General features: G+C 70.4%; 14 protein-coding genes. 11 read left to right on the top strand and 3 right to left on the bottom strand.

The genetic code is table 11. The annotated features are described in order from the left end of the window. Positions 1-30 precede the first annotated feature (30 nt). Genes ABZ833_RS21105 through ABZ833_RS21090 form a run of 4 tightly spaced genes read left to right on the top strand, consistent with a single transcriptional unit; the run spans position 31 to position 3,471 of the window. The gene (locus ABZ833_RS21105; protein WP_361048851.1) at positions 31-1,032 is read left to right on the top strand and encodes a trypsin-like peptidase domain-containing protein; all 1,002 of its coding nucleotides are present in this window, start codon (positions 31-33) and stop codon (positions 1,030-1,032) included. A gap of 28 nt (positions 1,033-1,060) precedes the next feature. Then, positions 1,061-1,282 carry a hypothetical protein gene (locus tag ABZ833_RS21100; RefSeq protein WP_361048849.1) on the top strand — a complete coding sequence of 74 codons (222 nt, stop codon included), beginning with the start codon at positions 1,061-1,063 and terminating at the stop codon, positions 1,280-1,282. Positions 1,283-1,324: 42 nt separating this feature from the next. Next, entirely contained in the window at positions 1,325-2,059 is a 735-nt protein-coding gene (locus ABZ833_RS21095; protein ID WP_361048847.1) for a response regulator transcription factor, read from the top strand. Beyond that, positions 2,056-3,471: a HAMP domain-containing sensor histidine kinase gene (locus tag ABZ833_RS21090; protein WP_361048845.1), complete on the top strand. Its 1,416-nt coding sequence runs from the start codon at positions 2,056-2,058 to the stop codon at positions 3,469-3,471. Before ABZ833_RS21095 ends, ABZ833_RS21090 begins: the two co-directional genes overlap by 4 nt. Before the next feature lie 4 nt (positions 3,472-3,475). Here the strand turns inward: ABZ833_RS21090 and ABZ833_RS21085 are convergent, their stop codons facing one another. Together ABZ833_RS21085 and ABZ833_RS21080 are read right to left on the bottom strand one after the other, a co-directional pair. Next, a complete protein-coding gene (locus ABZ833_RS21085) occupies positions 3,476-4,777 on the bottom strand; it encodes a DUF2993 domain-containing protein (RefSeq protein WP_361048843.1) in 1,302 nt (433 codons plus the stop codon). Between the two features lie 97 nt (positions 4,778-4,874). After that, on the bottom strand, positions 4,875-6,707 hold the full coding sequence (locus ABZ833_RS21080; RefSeq protein WP_361048841.1) for a bifunctional metallophosphatase/5'-nucleotidase: 1,833 nt from the start codon (positions 6,705-6,707) through the stop codon (positions 4,875-4,877). 235 nt (positions 6,708-6,942) lie between these two features. Here ABZ833_RS21080 and mshD point away from each other — a divergent pair, with 235 nt between their 5' ends. Continuing rightward, positions 6,943-7,866 (top strand): mycothiol synthase, encoded by a 924-nt coding sequence (gene mshD / locus ABZ833_RS21075; protein ID WP_361048839.1) that lies wholly within the window; start codon positions 6,943-6,945, stop codon positions 7,864-7,866. Positions 7,867-7,944: 78 nt separating this feature from the next. Here mshD and ABZ833_RS21070 read toward each other — a convergent pair whose 3' ends face one another. After that, complete coding sequence (locus ABZ833_RS21070) at positions 7,945-8,460, bottom strand: hypothetical protein (protein WP_361048837.1); 516 nt, start codon at positions 8,458-8,460, stop codon at positions 7,945-7,947. Between the two features lie 143 nt (positions 8,461-8,603). On the opposite strand from ABZ833_RS21070, the gene ABZ833_RS21065 reads away from it, so the two are divergent. The 6 genes from ABZ833_RS21065 (at position 8,604) to ABZ833_RS21040 (ending at position 14,906) form a co-directional block, all read left to right on the top strand. After that, entirely contained in the window at positions 8,604-9,038 is a 435-nt protein-coding gene (locus tag ABZ833_RS21065; RefSeq protein ID WP_361048835.1) for a GntR family transcriptional regulator, read from the top strand. Next, positions 9,035-9,937 carry an ABC transporter ATP-binding protein gene (locus ABZ833_RS21060; protein ID WP_361048833.1) on the top strand — a complete coding sequence of 301 codons (903 nt, stop codon included), beginning with the start codon at positions 9,035-9,037 and terminating at the stop codon, positions 9,935-9,937. The genes ABZ833_RS21065 and ABZ833_RS21060 overlap by 4 nt, the downstream gene beginning before the upstream one ends. Next, positions 9,934-10,911, top strand: coding sequence for an ABC transporter permease (locus tag ABZ833_RS21055; protein ID WP_361048831.1), 978 nt, complete (start codon positions 9,934-9,936; stop codon positions 10,909-10,911). Before ABZ833_RS21060 ends, ABZ833_RS21055 begins: the two co-directional genes overlap by 4 nt. A 224-nt stretch (positions 10,912-11,135) precedes the next feature. Beyond that, a complete protein-coding gene (locus tag ABZ833_RS21050; RefSeq protein ID WP_249589102.1) occupies positions 11,136-13,382 on the top strand; it encodes an RNA degradosome polyphosphate kinase in 2,247 nt (748 codons plus the stop codon). Continuing rightward, entirely contained in the window at positions 13,363-14,487 is a 1,125-nt protein-coding gene (locus tag ABZ833_RS21045) for a CHAD domain-containing protein (RefSeq protein WP_361048829.1), read from the top strand. Before ABZ833_RS21050 ends, ABZ833_RS21045 begins: the two co-directional genes overlap by 20 nt. Then, positions 14,484-14,906 (top strand): NUDIX hydrolase, encoded by a 423-nt coding sequence (locus ABZ833_RS21040; protein ID WP_361048827.1) that lies wholly within the window; start codon positions 14,484-14,486, stop codon positions 14,904-14,906. The genes ABZ833_RS21045 and ABZ833_RS21040 overlap by 4 nt, the downstream gene beginning before the upstream one ends. The last annotated feature ends 206 nt before the right edge of the window (positions 14,907-15,112 follow it).

The following is a 15,112-nucleotide window of genomic DNA, read 5'->3' as shown; positions in this document are numbered from 1 at the left end:
CTCTCATGAAGGCCCCGCAGCCTGGATTCCATGACAACCAGCGGTGAGTACCCCCAGCAGCAGCAGTCGTCAGCGCCTGTTCACCATGGCGGTACGCCGGGCGCGTACCCGCCCCCGCCCGCTTACGCACCGGAAGAGCCGCCGAAGCACCGGCGCCGGGCACGCGGCCCCCTGGCCCTGCTCGCCGCCGTCGCCATCGCGGCAGCGGCAGTCGGCGGCGGCACCGCCTACGCCTTCCAGGAGCTGACCGGCAAGGACGGCTCCTCCAGCAGCGCCACCAACACGAACGTCGTGCCCACCAGCCAGAAGGGCACCGTCTCCGGCGTCGCCGAGGCGGTCAGCCCCAGCATCGTGGAGATCAGCGCGAAGTCCAGCGCGGGCGAGGCCACCGGATCCGGCGTGGTCATCACGGACGACGGCGAGATCATCACGAACAACCACGTGATCTCCGGAGCCTCGTCGGTCAAGGTGAAGACGAACGACGGCAAGACGTACGACGCCAAGGTCGTCGGCACCGACAGCAAGAAGGACCTGGCGCTGATCAAGGTCGAGGGCGCATCCGGCCTCAAGCCCGCGAGCCTCGGCAACTCCGACAACGTGAAGATCGGCGACGACGTCGTGGCGATCGGCTCCCCCGAGGGCCTCACCGGCACCGTCACCAGCGGCATCATCTCCGCCCTCGACCGTGACGTCACCGTCTCGACGGACGAGGACCAGGGGCAGCAGCAACAGCAGGGCGGTGGCGGCTGGCCGTTCGAGTACGGCGGCGAGCAGTTCAACGGCGACACCGGGTCGTCGAAGACCACGTACAAGGCCCTGCAGACCGACGCCTCGCTCAACCCGGGCAACTCCGGCGGCGCCCTCATCGACATGAACGGCAACATCGTCGGCATCAACTCCGCGATGTACTCGCCCAGTTCCTCGCAGAGCGGCACCGAGTCGAGCTCGGGCAGCGTCGGACTCGGATTCGCCATCCCGATCAACACGGTCAAGGCCGACCTCGACACCCTGCGCGCCGGCGCCACCGACTGACCCCGACCACCCCTCCTTGGAGGCCGCCATGTCCGGAACCCTGATCACCGTCAACCGCGCCCGGCACGCGCTCGCCGTCACCATCGGCTGGGGGCAGCCGGACACCGATCCGGCGGGGCTCGGCCTCCCGCTCGCCGTGGCCGGGGAGCTGCACGGCGCCACCGCGGCCCGTGCCCCGGAAGTGGCCGCCTCCCAGGTGTCGTCCCGCCCCGCCGCGCGCCGCAAGCCCCGCGCGCGCGTGCGAGGCTGATACCGGCCCCGTCCGACCCGCACTCAAGGAAGTCACAAGCCGATGAGCCCCGCCGAAGGCGAGCAGCAGCAGCGCATCCTGATCGTCGACGACGAGCCCGCCGTGCGGGAGGCGCTGCAGCGCAGCCTCGCCTTCGAGGGGTACGGCACGGAGGTCGCCGTCGACGGCGCCGACGCCCTTGAGAAGGCGGCGGCCTACCGCCCCGACCTCGTCGTCCTCGACATCCAGATGCCCCGCATGGACGGCCTCACCGCCGCGCGCCGGCTCCGCGCCACCGGGTCCCTGACGCCCATCCTGATGCTCACCGCGCGCGACACCGTGGGCGACCGCGTCACGGGGCTCGACGCGGGCGCCGACGACTATCTGGTCAAGCCGTTCGAGCTCGACGAGCTCTTCGCCCGGATCCGGGCACTCCTGCGCCGCAGCTCGTACGCGGCTGCGGCGGGCCAGGCCGAGGAGGGCGACACGCTCGCCTTCGGCGACCTGCGGATGGACCTCGCGACGCGTGAGGTCACTCGCGGGGCGCGGACGGTGGAGCTGACCCGCACGGAGTTCACCCTCCTTGAGATGTTCCTCGCGCACCCCCGGCAGGTCCTCACGCGGGAGCAGATCCTGAAGGCCGTCTGGGGCTTCGACTTCGAGCCCTCCTCCAACTCCCTGGACGTGTACGTCATGTACCTGCGCCGCAAGACCGAGGCGGGGGGCGAGCCTCGCCTCGTTCATACGGTGCGGGGTGTGGGGTACGTGCTGCGGCCGGGGTCCGGGGGTGGCGAGTGAAGGGGCTCGTCCGGCGCTTCCGGGCGCTGCCGCTCCGCTCACGCCTTGCCATGCTGGTGGCCACGGCGGTCGCGTTGGCGGTCGCGGCGGCCGCCGTCGTGTGCTGGTTCGTGGTGCGCACCGCGCTGATCAACTCGCTGGACGAAGCGCTGAGTTCCAACCGGGTGCCGGATCAGCTCGTGCTCAGCCTGATCGACGGCAACGGACAGTGCCGCCACGCGTCGGTCATCAGCAACCAGGAGAATGATCCGAACCCGTTCAAGTCGACGGTCCAGGTCGTCGACCGCAAGGGCAACAGCTGCGTCATCTCCGGCAAGCAGTCCATCGAGGTCTCCCCCGGGGACGTCGATGTCGCCGACCGCACGTCTACTCAGGTGATCCACACCGCCACGGCGTCGAACGGCGCCAAGTACCGCGTCCTCACCTACCCCCTGGACGGACAGCCTCTCGCGGTCTCCGTGGCCCGGCCCCTCAGCGAGGTCGACGACACCCTGGGCAACCTGGTCCTGGTCCTCGTCCTCGTCGCCGGAATCGGCGTACTCGGCGCAGGCGCCGCCGGCCTCTGGGTGGCCCGTACCGGCCTCCGCCCGGTGGACGAGCTCACCGCGGCCGTGGAGCACGTGGCCCGCACGGAGGATCTGGACCTGAGGATCCCCGCCGAGGGCGACGACGAGATCGCCCGCCTCTCGCGCTCCTTCAACTCCATGACCGCATCGCTCGCCTCATCGCGCGACCTGCAGCAACAACTCATCGCCGACGCGGGACACGAGCTGCGCACCCCCCTCACCTCGCTCCGTACGAACATCGAGCTGCTCGCCCGCAGCGAGGACACCGGACGGGCCATCCCGCCCGACGACCGCAAGGCCCTGCTCGCCTCCGTGACGGCGCAGATGACCGAACTCGCCTCGCTGATCGGCGACTTGCAGGAGCTGTCCCGCCCGGACACCGGGCAGGGCGGCAAGGTGCAGGTCATCGCCCTGCACGAGGTCGTGGAGAACGCACTGGAGCGGGCGCGTCTGCGCGGGCCCGAGCTGACGTTCGCCGCGGACCTCGCCCCCTGGTACGTCCGCGCGGAGCCCGCGGCCCTTGAGCGGGCCACCGTGAACATCCTGGACAACGCGGTGAAATTCGGACCCCCCGGCTCCACCGTCGAGGTGGCCCTGAAGGACGGCGCGCTGACCGTCCGCGATCACGGCCCCGGCATCCCCGACGACGAACTCCCGCACGTCTTCGACCGCTTCTGGCGCTCCCCGTCGGCCCGCAGTCTCCCCGGATCGGGCCTCGGCCTGTCCATCGTGGCCCGCACCGTGCACCAGTCGGGCGGCCAGGTGGCGCTGGAGCACGCTCAGGGCGGCGGGACGGTGGCGACGGTCCGCCTGCCGGGTGCGCCCACCCCGCCCCCGACCGGCTAGGCCCCTACTTGCCGATGCTCAGCCCCGTACCCGTGAGCCGCACCCGGATCCCGTCGTCCTGCACGCTGACGTCCTTCAGCCACACGTGCCCGTCCCCCGGCAGCTTCGGCAGCTGGAAGGCGAGAGTGAGGCGGTCGGCGAGCACGGGGCGGGTGAGCTGGGAGAGGCCCTTGAGGAGCGCCGGGTCGAGGCCCAGCTTCTTCAGGAGCTCGGGGTGGCCCATGGCGACGTCGATGAGGTTCAGGCCCATCACGTCGTTGATGAAGCGCGGCGAGCCCACCAGGTCGTGGAGCTTGGAGTCGCTCTTGAGTGCCCCGCTGACCACCGAGTCCGGCACCCCGAGCCGCTCGACGATCGACGGGACGGAGAGCAGCGCCTTCGCCTTGGCGGTCTCCTCGGCGAGCCGGTCCGCGGACTTCTTGCTGAGGTGCAGGCCCTCGGACTCGCGGGTGCCGGGCCGGTAGGTCGCCAGGTCGCCGATCTGCAGGCTCATCCTGCCGATGTCGGTGGAGATGCCGCGGTCGCCGTTGCGCTGGATGCGGGCGTCGGCGCGCAGCTTCAGGTCGTGGCCCGCGACGGGCAGCGTGCCGCGGGCGAGCACCTGGTCGCGGCCGTGGCCGGTGAACGTGACCTGGGACGCGCCCAGTTCACGGTTCAGGTCGTCGAAGGAGAGCAGCACCTCGCCGTTCATCTCGGAGATGAGGGCGCCCTTGATGTCGGTGGCGCCGTCGCCGGTGATCTTCACGTCGTTGGCGGTGGCGGAGACCTGGGCGAGCGAGATCCGGTCGGCCGCGACGTCCGGGACGGTGACCTTGACCTTGTCCACGCGCTTGTCGACGACCTGGGTCAGGAAGGGGAAGCCCTCGATGTCGACCTCGGGCGTGGCGCTCAGGTGCATGGAGTCCTTGAGCTTCTCCGCGGCCTCGTGCTCGGCGTAGAGCAGGGCCCAGCGGTCACCGAGGCCGAGGAAGGCGGTGGCGACCAGGAGTGCGACGACGGCCTTCGCGGCGAGCGGGAGCCCGGCGAACCGGTTGCTGCGGCGGCGGCTGCGGCTGCCGCGGCGGTGGTTCGGCGGCTGCCAGGGGGCGTCGGACCTGTCGGCCTCGTCGTCCGTCTCGTGGAGGAAGTCCTCCAGCGGGTTCGGCGACGCGAGGGCGCCGAGCTCGTCGTACGGATTCAGGGGAGCGGTGGTCTCTACCGCCTCTGAGGCTGCTTCTGGGGGAACCGATGCGGCGTGCCAACCATCAGACGGATAGGCCTGGTTGTGATCGGGCGGAAGCGTGGCTATGCGGTGGGGGGAACGCATCAGCTGATTTCACCATACGTTCACACCCCACCCCAAGCCTCACGCCCAGTAACCACCGATTTGGGCCACCTTCTGAGCGCATCTGTTAACGCGTCATTCACTTCACGATGGTGATCCTGTCCGCCTTGGGCGGCGCGATCGGCTTGTCCGCCGAGGAGTTGGCGGTCAGGTAGTCGTTGAATGCCTTCAGGTCATCGCTGCCGACCAGCGGCTTCGTGCCCTTGCCGAGCTCGGCGAAGCCGTCGCCGCCGCCCGCGAGGAAGGAGTTCATTGCCACACGGTACGTGGTGGCCGGATCGATCGCCTTGCCGCCCAGCTTGATCGAGTCCGTCACGACACGATCGGCGCCCGACTTGGTCATGTCGAGCGTGTACGTCAGGCCGTCCGAGATCTGCAGAATCTTCGGGGATGCCTCGTTCGACCCGCTCACCTGCTGCTTGAGGCCGGTGATCAGCTGGGCGCCGGTCAGGTCGACGAGATTGACCGTGTTGCTGAACGGCTGCACGGTGAAGCCCTCGCCGTACGTCACCACGCCGTCACCCTCGCTCCCGCTCGCCTTGTGGACGAGGTCGGAGCGGATGCCGCCGGGGTTCATCAGCGCCAGATCCGTCTCGGGGTCGAGCGACTTGCCGTGCGCGAGCTGCGCGTCCGCGATCAGGTCGCCGAGCGGCGCCTCGGGAGTGGTGGCGCCACGGCCGGGGATGTCGCCGGAAATGAAACCGGCAGGCTTGTCGGCGATGGGCGCGGCCAGCTTGTCCCAGCGCTGGATGAGCGAGGTCATGTCGCGGGCTTTGGCCTGCTCGCGGCTGACGACGTGGTTCTTCGACTTCGCGGACTTCACGCTCGTACGGACGATGTCCTTGGTCTTGCGGTCGTACGTGAGCGTCGTGTCCGTGTAGAGCTTCCCGAAGGACGAGGCGGACGTGACCATGCGCGGCTTGCCCGCCGGGTCCGGGACCGTGCAGACGTACGCGGCGTGCGTGTGCCCGGTGACCAGGGCGTCGACCTTGGGCGTGATGCCCTTGGCGATGGTGGTGATCGGACCCGAGATGCCGTCGCCCGCGCCCGGGGAGTCGCAGTCGTAGTTGTAGCTCTGCGACGCCGGGGCGCCGCCCTCGTGGATCAGCGTGACGATCGACTTCACGCCCTGCTTGTCGAGGATCTTGGCGTACTTGTTGACCGTCTCGATCTCGTCGTGGAACTTGAGCCCTTTGACGCCGTCGGCCGAGACGATGTCGGGCGTGCCCTCAAGGGTCACGCCGATGAAGCCGACCTTCACGCCCTTGTGCTTCCACACCCAGTACGGCTTGAGGACGGGCTTGTCCGTCTTCTCGTCGGTCACGTTGGCCGCGAGGTAGGGGTAGTCCGCCCCCTTGAACTTCTTGCCCTTCTCGAAGCAGCCGTCCTTGGGGTGACAGCCGCCCTTCTGCATGCGGGCCAGCTCCTTGGCGCCCTCGTCGAACTCGTGGTTCCCGACGCTGGTGACGTCCAGGTCGAGCTTGTTCATCGCCTCGATCGTCGGCTCGTCGTGGAACAGGCCGGACAGGAGCGGGCTCGCGCCGATGAGGTCACCGGCCGCCGCCGTGACGCTGTAGGGGTTCCCCTTGCGGGCCGTACGAAGAGACGTGGCGAGGTACTCGGCACCGCCCGCGTCGATCTTCTTCTCGGTCCCATCGGGCTGCTTCTCCGTGACCTGGCCCGATGATCCGGCCGGCGGCTGCAGATTGCCGTGGAAGTCGTTGAAGGACAGCAGCTGCACGTCGACGGTGCGCTTCTTGCCCGCCGCGCCCGCAGCATCCTGTCCGGCGGACTGCCCGGCGCTCGCGGGCAGCGCGGCGGCCAGCGCACCGAGCGTGGCGAGACCGGCCGCGGCGGCGAGCACACGAGTGGCGCGGCGTCTGGGCCGACGTGGCTGAGGAGTGGCTGGCACGGGTCCCCCTGGGAGAGGTATGAGACGGCTGAGGGTGTGAAACTCCGCGCAGCCTAAAGTCAACGCGCGTAGCGCGACAGGGGGTTACGGGTTACGAGGTGGTTGCCGTGGGGGGCGTTGCGGACACTTGGGACAAGCGTGACGGCGTACGAGGGACGAGCGGGGACGAGCGAGCGCGCGGGTGAATACGTCCGTGATCTGCTGCTCGACCTGCCGTCGCCGTACCCTCGACTCCATGACTGACGAGCAGCAGCCTCCCGCCCCCCTGCGGCAGATCGACACGGTCGCCGCCCTCACCTCCGACCAGGCCGACGCCGTTCTCGGGCTCATCGCGGAAGCAGCCCGCTCGGACGGCCAGCAGGCCGTGTCCGAGCAGGGGCGGCTGCAGCTGCGGGGAGGCGCGCGGACCGGCGTGCGGCACCTGCTGCTCGGCGTCGGCGACGAGCTCGTCGGGTACGCGCAGCTGGAGGACACCGACCCCATCGAGGCCCCCGCCGCCGAGCTCGTCGTGCACCCCGCGCACCGGGGCCGCGGGCACGGGCGCGCGCTCGGCACCGCGCTGCTCGCCGAGTCCGGCCGGCGGCTGCGGATCTGGGCGCACGGCGGGCACTCGGCCGCGCGGCACCTCGCGCAGGTGCTCGGGCTCACCCTCTTCCGCGAACTGCGCCAGATGCGGCGCTCGTTGGGCGACCTGGACCTGCCCGACCCCGTCCTGCCCGACGGTGTATCGGTACGCGCCTTCGTCCCCGGCCAGGACGACGCGGCCTGGCTCGCGGTGAACGCCGACGCCTTCGCCCACCACCCCGAGCAGGGCTCCCTCACCCAGCGCGACCTGGACGACCGCAAGGCCGAGCCGTGGTTCGACCCGGAGGGCTTCTTCCTGGCCGAGAAGGACGGCGAACTGATCGGCTTCCACTGGACCAAGGTGCACGCGGACGAGGGCCTCGGCGAGGTGTACGTCCTCGGGGTGCGGTCCGGCGCACAGGGCGGCGGCCTGGGCAAGGCGCTGACCACCATCGGCCTGAACCACCTGGCGGGGGCGGGCCTGCCGACCGCGATGCTCTACGTGGACGCGGACAACAAGGCGGCGGTGAGCGTCTACGAGCGGCTGGGGTTCATCACGCACGAGACGGATCTGATGTACCGGACGGAGTCATAGGCCCCGCAGGAAACGCGGAAAGGGCGCGGTGTTCCCCGGAGGAACACCGCGCCCTTCCTGCTGTCCGGGCCCTCTCGCCTACTTCGGTTCGAGCGGCTTCAGGCACATGCTGTACTGCACCCGCCCGCGCCGCGTCTGCTCGTAGCGGGACTCACCCGGCTCGCACTCGACTTCGTGCGTGCTCGTGACCTTGTACTCCGCCGTGGCGCCGGAGCAGTCGACGGTCTCCATGTCCGGGCTGCTGTCGGACCCCTTGTTCCGTACGCAGTCGCCGACCTCGGTGGCCGCGGGCTCCTTGGCGGCCTCGCTGCCGGGGCCGGTGGTGTTGCCCCGGCTGCTGTACCACCAGACGCCCGCGATGACGGCGGCGATGAGCAGGGTCACCACCTTCATCAGCGGTGACTGCCGGTTGAACGAGCCGCCGCCGCGCGGGCGCTGGGGCTGCTGGGGCGGCTGGGGCTGGGGCGGTGCGAACTGCTGCTGACCGTACGGCTGTTGACCGTAGGGCTGCTGACCGTAGGGCTGCTGGCCGTACTGCGGTTGCTGCTGCTGACCGTACGGCTGCTGGTAGCCGCCTTGAGGCGGCGGAGGCATGGACAAGGTAAGTCCCCCGACTTTCCAAACGTGTTCACGTCAATGCTGAGCGGCAGACGTTACAAGGTCATCGACCCCTTGACGGAACGCACCCCCTTGCACCACCCTTTCACTACTCAATTAGTGAAAGGGTGGTGCAGAGCATGGTCGAGTTCCGTATCGACCGGCGCAGCGGCGTCGCCACCTATCTCCAGATCGTCCAGCAGACCCAACAGGCCCTGCGCCTGGGCCTGTTGGAACCGGGGGACAAGCTGCCCACGGCCCGCGAGGTCGTCGAGGCGACGGCCATCAACCCGAACACGGTCCTGAAGGCCTACCGCGAACTGGAGCGCGAGGGCCTGGTCGAGGCCCGCCGCGGGCTCGGCACCTTCGTGCGGAAGTCGCTGGGGTCCACGCCCGCCGACTCCCCACTGCGGGGCGAGTTGAGCCAGTGGGCCGCCCGTGCCCGCGCCTCCGGTCTGGAGAGGGACGACGTCGCGGCGCTGTTCAGCGCCGTACTCGAAGAGCAGTTCACGCAGTCAGGGCACTCGGACGACTCCGAGCACGCACAGCACGTGACCAAGGGGGACCACGCATGACCGACACCGCCATCGAGGCGGCCGCGCTTGCCAAGAGCTACGGGCGGCGGGGCCATGCCCTGCGCGACTGCTCCTTCCGGCTGCCCGCCGGAAGGATATGCGCGGTCGTGGGGCCCAACGGCGCGGGCAAGTCGACGCTGCTCACCCTCGCGGCCGGGCTCATGAGGCCCACCGAGGGCACGCTCACCGTGCTCGGCACCGACCCGGCCGCCGCGCGCGAGCACGTCGCGTACGTCGCCCAGGACAAGCCGCTCTATCCGCAGCTCAGCATCGCCGACACCCTGCGGCTCGGCGCCGAGCTGAACCCCGGGCGCTGGGACGCCGCCATCGCCGAACGCGTCGTAGGTGAGGGGGACTTGGACCCGAAGCTGCGCGTGCGCACGCTCTCCGGCGGTCAGCGCACCCGCGTCGCGCTCGCCCTCGCCCTTGGCAAGCGGGCCCGGCTCCTGCTCCTGGACGAGCCGATGGCCGACCTCGACCCGCTCGCCCGCCATCAGCTGATGGGGACGCTGATGGCACAGGCCGCCGAGCACGGCACGACCGTGGTGATGTCCTCGCACATCGTCGGCGAACTGGCCGAGTCCTGCGACCACTTGCTCCTGGTGTCCGGCGGCCGGGTCCGGCTCGGCGGCGGCATCGACGACCTCGTCTCCGCGCACGCCCTGGTCACCGGGCGCCGCCCCGTCGAGGATCTCGCCCCGCACACCGTCGTCGAGTCCCGCGCCACCGGGCGCGGCCTGGCCTCGCTGATCCGGCCCGACGGCCGCCCGGTCGCCGACGGCTGGGACGTCGAAGAGCCGTCCCTGGAGGAACTGTTGCTGGCTCATCTGCGCTCCCCCGAAGCACCGGCGCTGCTGACGCCGAGCACGACGCCCGCCGAGCGCGAGGTGACGGCATGAGCTCCCCTCTTCTGCGCGGTCCGCGCTGGGCCGACGTCCGGGTGCATCGCACCGCGCTGTGGACCGCGGGCGCGGCGATCGTCCTCGCGGCCCTGCTGACGGGCTACTTCCGGTGGGCCGCGGCTGCCTATCCCGCGACGATCAACGACTGCGGCAGCAGCGGCGGCCCCTGCGAGAACGCCTTCCTCGGCTTCGCCAGCGCCCATGACCTCCTGAACGCCTACATGGCCAACGCCGCGCTGGCCCTCCTGATCCTTCCCCTGCTGGCCGGTGCCTTCGTCGCGGGCCCGATGGTCGGCCGTGAGCTGGAGACCGGACTGCACCGGCTCGCCTGGACCCAGTCGGTCTCCCCCGCGCGCTGGCTCGCCTCGAAGCTGACCGTGGCCGCGGCGCTGAGCGCGGCCGGGGCGCTCGCGCTCATGGGGGTCTTCCAGCTCGGCGCCTCCGGCCTCCTGGGGCGCTGGAACCTGTCCTGGTCCGACCGGGGCGTGTATGAGGCGATCGGCCCCGTCCTCATCGCATACTGCCTGCTCGCGGTGGCCGTCGGCGCGCTCGCCGGACTGCTCCTGCGGCGCACGCTGCTCGGCATGTCCGTCACCGGCGTCGTCACCGGCGGCATTCTCTTCGCCCTGGGCAGCGTGCGCTGGCACCTGTTCCCGGTGACCACGGTCTCGGGGCCCGCCTCGGGCAGGAGCACGGGCTACACGATGCATGACGTCCCCGTGGACTCCCTCATCATGGACATGGGGGTCCACAACGCCGCCGGTGAACGGTTCGTGGCCGGACAGTGTTCCCCCGAGCAGATGGCCGACTTCCCTTGCCCGTCCGACACCCGCATCACCGGCTGGTACGCCGAAGTCCACCCCCATTCCCACTTCTGGTACGTCCAGTTGATCGAGACCGGCATCGTCCTTGCCCTCGCCGCGGCAGCCGCGTACGCCGCGTTCCGCGTGCTCAGGCGCCGTACGCCCTGAAGCCCGCGCCCGGCGGGAACAGACCCCCGGACGTGTAGACGTCCGGGGGACTCCGGCACATGTCCCGCACGTCATGTCGCCGTAACCAGTGATTCAGACTGGCTTGCGACCCTCGCTCAATGCAGCCCGCCGTGCCCGACCCTCCCCCCATGAACGGGAAGCTCGTCCTCACCCCGGCACTCTCCGACGCGCCCATCGGGGTCCCCGCGCGGAAGAATGGGGCCATGAGCCAGCCCAGCACGCAAGGTCAGGTCCAGCACGCCCAGCCCTCCGTCGGCTCCATCGCCGCGCACCGCCCGCACACGCTGTCGGCGGCGGTGTCGGATCTCGACCCCGACATCGACGCGGATCTCGACGCGTACGACGAGGACGGCCAGGTAGGACACGACGGCCAGGAGCTTCCACAGGGCCGATTCCTGGACCGGGAGCGCAGCTGGCTCGCCTTCAACGAGCGTGTCCTTGAGCTCGCCGAGGACCCGAACACACCGCTACTCGAACGGGCTAATTTCCTGGCGATCTTCGCCTCGAACCTGGACGAGTTCTTCATGGTCCGGGTGGCCGGTCTCAAGCGCCGCATCGCGACCGGCGTCGCCACCCGTTCGGCCTCGGGCCTTCAGCCCCGCGAGGTCCTGGAGCTGATCTGGAACCGCTCCCGCGAGCTCATGGCCCGGCACGCCGCCTGCTACCAGGAGGACGTCGCGTCCGGCCTCGCCGACGAGGGCATCCACCTGGTCCGCTGGAACGAGCTGACCGAGAAGGAGCAGTCCCGCCTCTTCACGCTCTTCCGGCAGCAGATCTTCCCCGTCCTGACCCCGCTGGCCGTGGACCCCGCGCACCCCTTCCCGTACATCTCGGGGCTCTCGCTCAACCTCGCCGTGGTCGTGCGCAACCCGGTGTCGGGCCACACGCACTTCGCCCGCGTGAAGGTGCCGCCGCTGCTCTCCCGCTTCCTGGAGGCCTCCCCCTCGCGGTACGTCCCCATCGAGGACGTCATCGCCGCTCCCGCGCACCTCGCGGAGCTGTTCCCGGGCATGGAGATCCAGGAGCACCACATGTTCCGGCTCACCCGGAACGAGGACCTGGAGGTGGAGGAGGACGACGCCGAGAACCTCCTGCAGGCCCTGGAGAAGGAGCTCATGCGGCGGCGCTTCGGGCCGCCGGTGCGCCTCGAGGTCGAGGAGTCCATCGACCGGAACGTCCTCGACCTCCTCGTGCGCGAGCTGAAGATCAGCGAGGCCGAGGTCTATCCGCTGCCGGGCCCGCTCGACCTGACCGGGCTCTTCGGCATCGCGGCCCTGGACCGGCCCGAGCTGAAGTACCCGAAGTTCATCGCGGGCACGCACCGCGACCTCGCCGAGGTGGAGTCGGCGTCCGCGCCGGACATCTTCGCCGCCCTGCGGGAGCGCGACGTCCTGCTGCACCACCCGTACGACTCGTTCTCCACGTCCGTGCAGGCCTTCCTGGAGCAGGCGGCCGCCGACCCGGACGTCCTGGCGATCAAGCAGACGCTGTACCGGACGTCGGGCGACTCCCCCATAGTCGACGCGCTGATCGACGCCGCCGAGTCGGGCAAGCAGGTGCTCGTCCTGGTCGAGATCAAGGCGCGCTTCGACGAGCAGGCGAACATCAAGTGGGCGCGGAAGCTGGAGGAGGCGGGCTGCCATGTCGTCTACGGCCTGGTCGGCCTGAAGACGCACTGCAAGCTCTCGCTCGTCGTCCGCCAGGAGGGCGAGTCGCTGGTCCGCTACTCGCACGTGGGCACGGGCAACTACCACCCCAAGACGGCCCGCCTCTACGAGGACCTGGGGCTGCTCACCGCCAAGCAGGAGGTGGGCGCCGACCTGTCCGACCTCTTCAACCGGCTCTCGGGATACTCGCGCCGCGAGACCTACCGCCGTCTCCTCGTCGCCCCCAAGTCCCTGCGCGACGGGCTCATTTCACGCATCGACAAGGAAATACAGCACCACCGCGCGGGCCGCCCCGCCTACGTACGCATCAAGTGCAACTCGATGGTCGACGAGGCGGTCGTGGACTCCCTCTACCGCGCGTCGCAGGCCGGCGTGCCGGTGGACGTGTGGGTGCGCGGGATCTGCGCGGTGCGGCCGGGCGTCGCGGGGCTCTCGGAGACGATCCGGGTGCGTTCCGTGCTCGGCCGCTTCCTGGAGCACTCCCGCGTCTTCGCCTTCGGCAACGCGGGCGAGCCCGAGGTGTGGATCGGCAGCGCCGACATGATGCACCGCAACCTCGACCGACGTATCGAGGCACTGGTCAGGGTCACCGACCCGGCACACCGGGCGGCCCTGAACCGGCTCCTGGAGACCGGCATGTCGGACACCACCGCCTCCTGGCACCTCGGCGCGGACGGCAACTGGACCCGGCACGCGCTGGATCCGGAGGGCCAGCCCCTGCGGAACGTACAGGAGATGCTCATAGACGCCCGGAGGCGCCGGCGTGGCACAGCTAAACCATGAGACGACGACAGGCGATGTCCTGTCGGCCTATCTGCAGGGCCAGGCCACGGAGTTCCTGCGCTCGCTGCGGCTGCACCGCGAGTCGACGACGGACGCGCAGGGCGCCGAGGTGTCCCTGGAGGCGGCCATGTCCCTGCGCCGCGCGGCCCGCCGCATCGGCGGCACACTGCACACGTTCCGCCCGCTCCTGGACCAGGAGTGGGCGGCGGCGCTGCGTCCCGAACTGGCTTGGCTGTCCGGCACGTTGGCGAGGGAACATGCGTACGCGGCGCGCTTGGAACGCCTGCTTGACGCACTGCACCGCCTTTCGGGTACGCCGGTGGTACCGCCGCCCACGGATCATGCCGATGTCCTGGCTGTGGGCAGGCGTTCCGCACGGCGATGGGGGTCCCCCCGCTCGAGCGCAGCCGAGAGTGGGGGAGGGTGGGCACAGCCTTCACCGCAGGGTACGGATGAACAGGGCGGTACTCCGAGGGGCCTGACAGTAGGCGCAGCCAAGGCAGCGGCGTTGCTGGAACGGCAGCTCACCCTGGCGCGGACCAGGGCCCACTCAGCCGCGCTGCAAGCCTTCGGCTCCTCCCGCTTCCACGCAGTGGCGGACAACGTCGCCGTACTGGCGAGCGAGGTCCCGCTCCGAAGCACCGGCATCCACGACCTGAAGCCACTGGCGGCAAAGGCCGAGGAGAACCTCGCGGAAGCCGTCGCCGCACTCCCCCTCGGCCAGGCAGGCCACCCGTACAACGCGGAAGCGCTGACGCACGGCCTCGCCGCGGGCGAGGCCCCCGAGGCCCAGGACACCCCCTGGCTGAAGGCCCGCGCCCTCCTGCGCCTGCACAGGTACGCCCAGGAAGTCCTCACCGGAAGCGCGGGCGACCCCTGCGGGGACCCGCGCCTGACGGAAGCGGGCCACGCCCTGGACCGCCACCGCGAGGCCGCGGACGCCGCATCGGCGGCGGCATCGGCCGCCCGCACCCCCCGCATCGCCCCGGCGACGGCGTACGCCCTGGGCGTCCTGCACGCCGACCAGCGCCACGAGGTCGAGGCGGCCCGCTTCGCCTTCCACCAGGCCTGGCTCCGCGAGACAGAGGTGGTGAGCGCCCCATGACGCTCGACGAGCGCGGAGTCGTCCTGGCCGCGGGCTGCGTCCTGTGGCGTCACTCCCCGCACGACGGCCGCCTGGAGATCTGCCTGGTGCACCGGCCGAAGTACGACGACTGGTCGCACCCCAAGGGCAAGCTGAAGCGGACCGAGGACGCCCTCGCCGGTGCCCTGCGCGAGGTCGAGGAGGAAACCGGCCACCGCTGCACCCCCGGGGCCCGCCTCCCCACGGTCCGGTACCTGGCCCAGGGCCGCCCCAAAGAGGTCCGCTACTGGGCGGCGGAGGTGGCCGAGGGCCACTTCATACCCAATGACGAGGTCGACCGCATCCTCTGGCTCTCGCCGACGGCGGCCCGCAACAGGCTCACGCAACCCCGTGACCAGCACCTCGTCGACGCCCTGCTCGGCGTCCTCAACCCGGCGTAACAGATCCGCTACGTTCCGTAGCACGTTGCCTAACCAGGCCGACCGCCGAGGTTCACCCGCCGTTCACTCATGCCCTTTGGCGGCTTCACCTGCCCTGCCTAATTTCAGCCTTACAACACAACGTAAGACCGCAGAACCGCAGAACCGCAGGACGCAGAACGCAGAACCGCTCGACGAAGACCTCGCACGCCGCCAGCAAAGGGCCG

It is taken from the genome of Streptomyces sp. NPDC047525 (assembly GCF_040643025.1).
In the GTDB taxonomy this organism is placed as follows: Bacteria; Actinomycetota; Actinomycetes; order Streptomycetales; family Streptomycetaceae; genus Streptomyces; species Streptomyces durmitorensis.
This window is presented reverse-complemented; position numbering and strand designations above follow the sequence as displayed.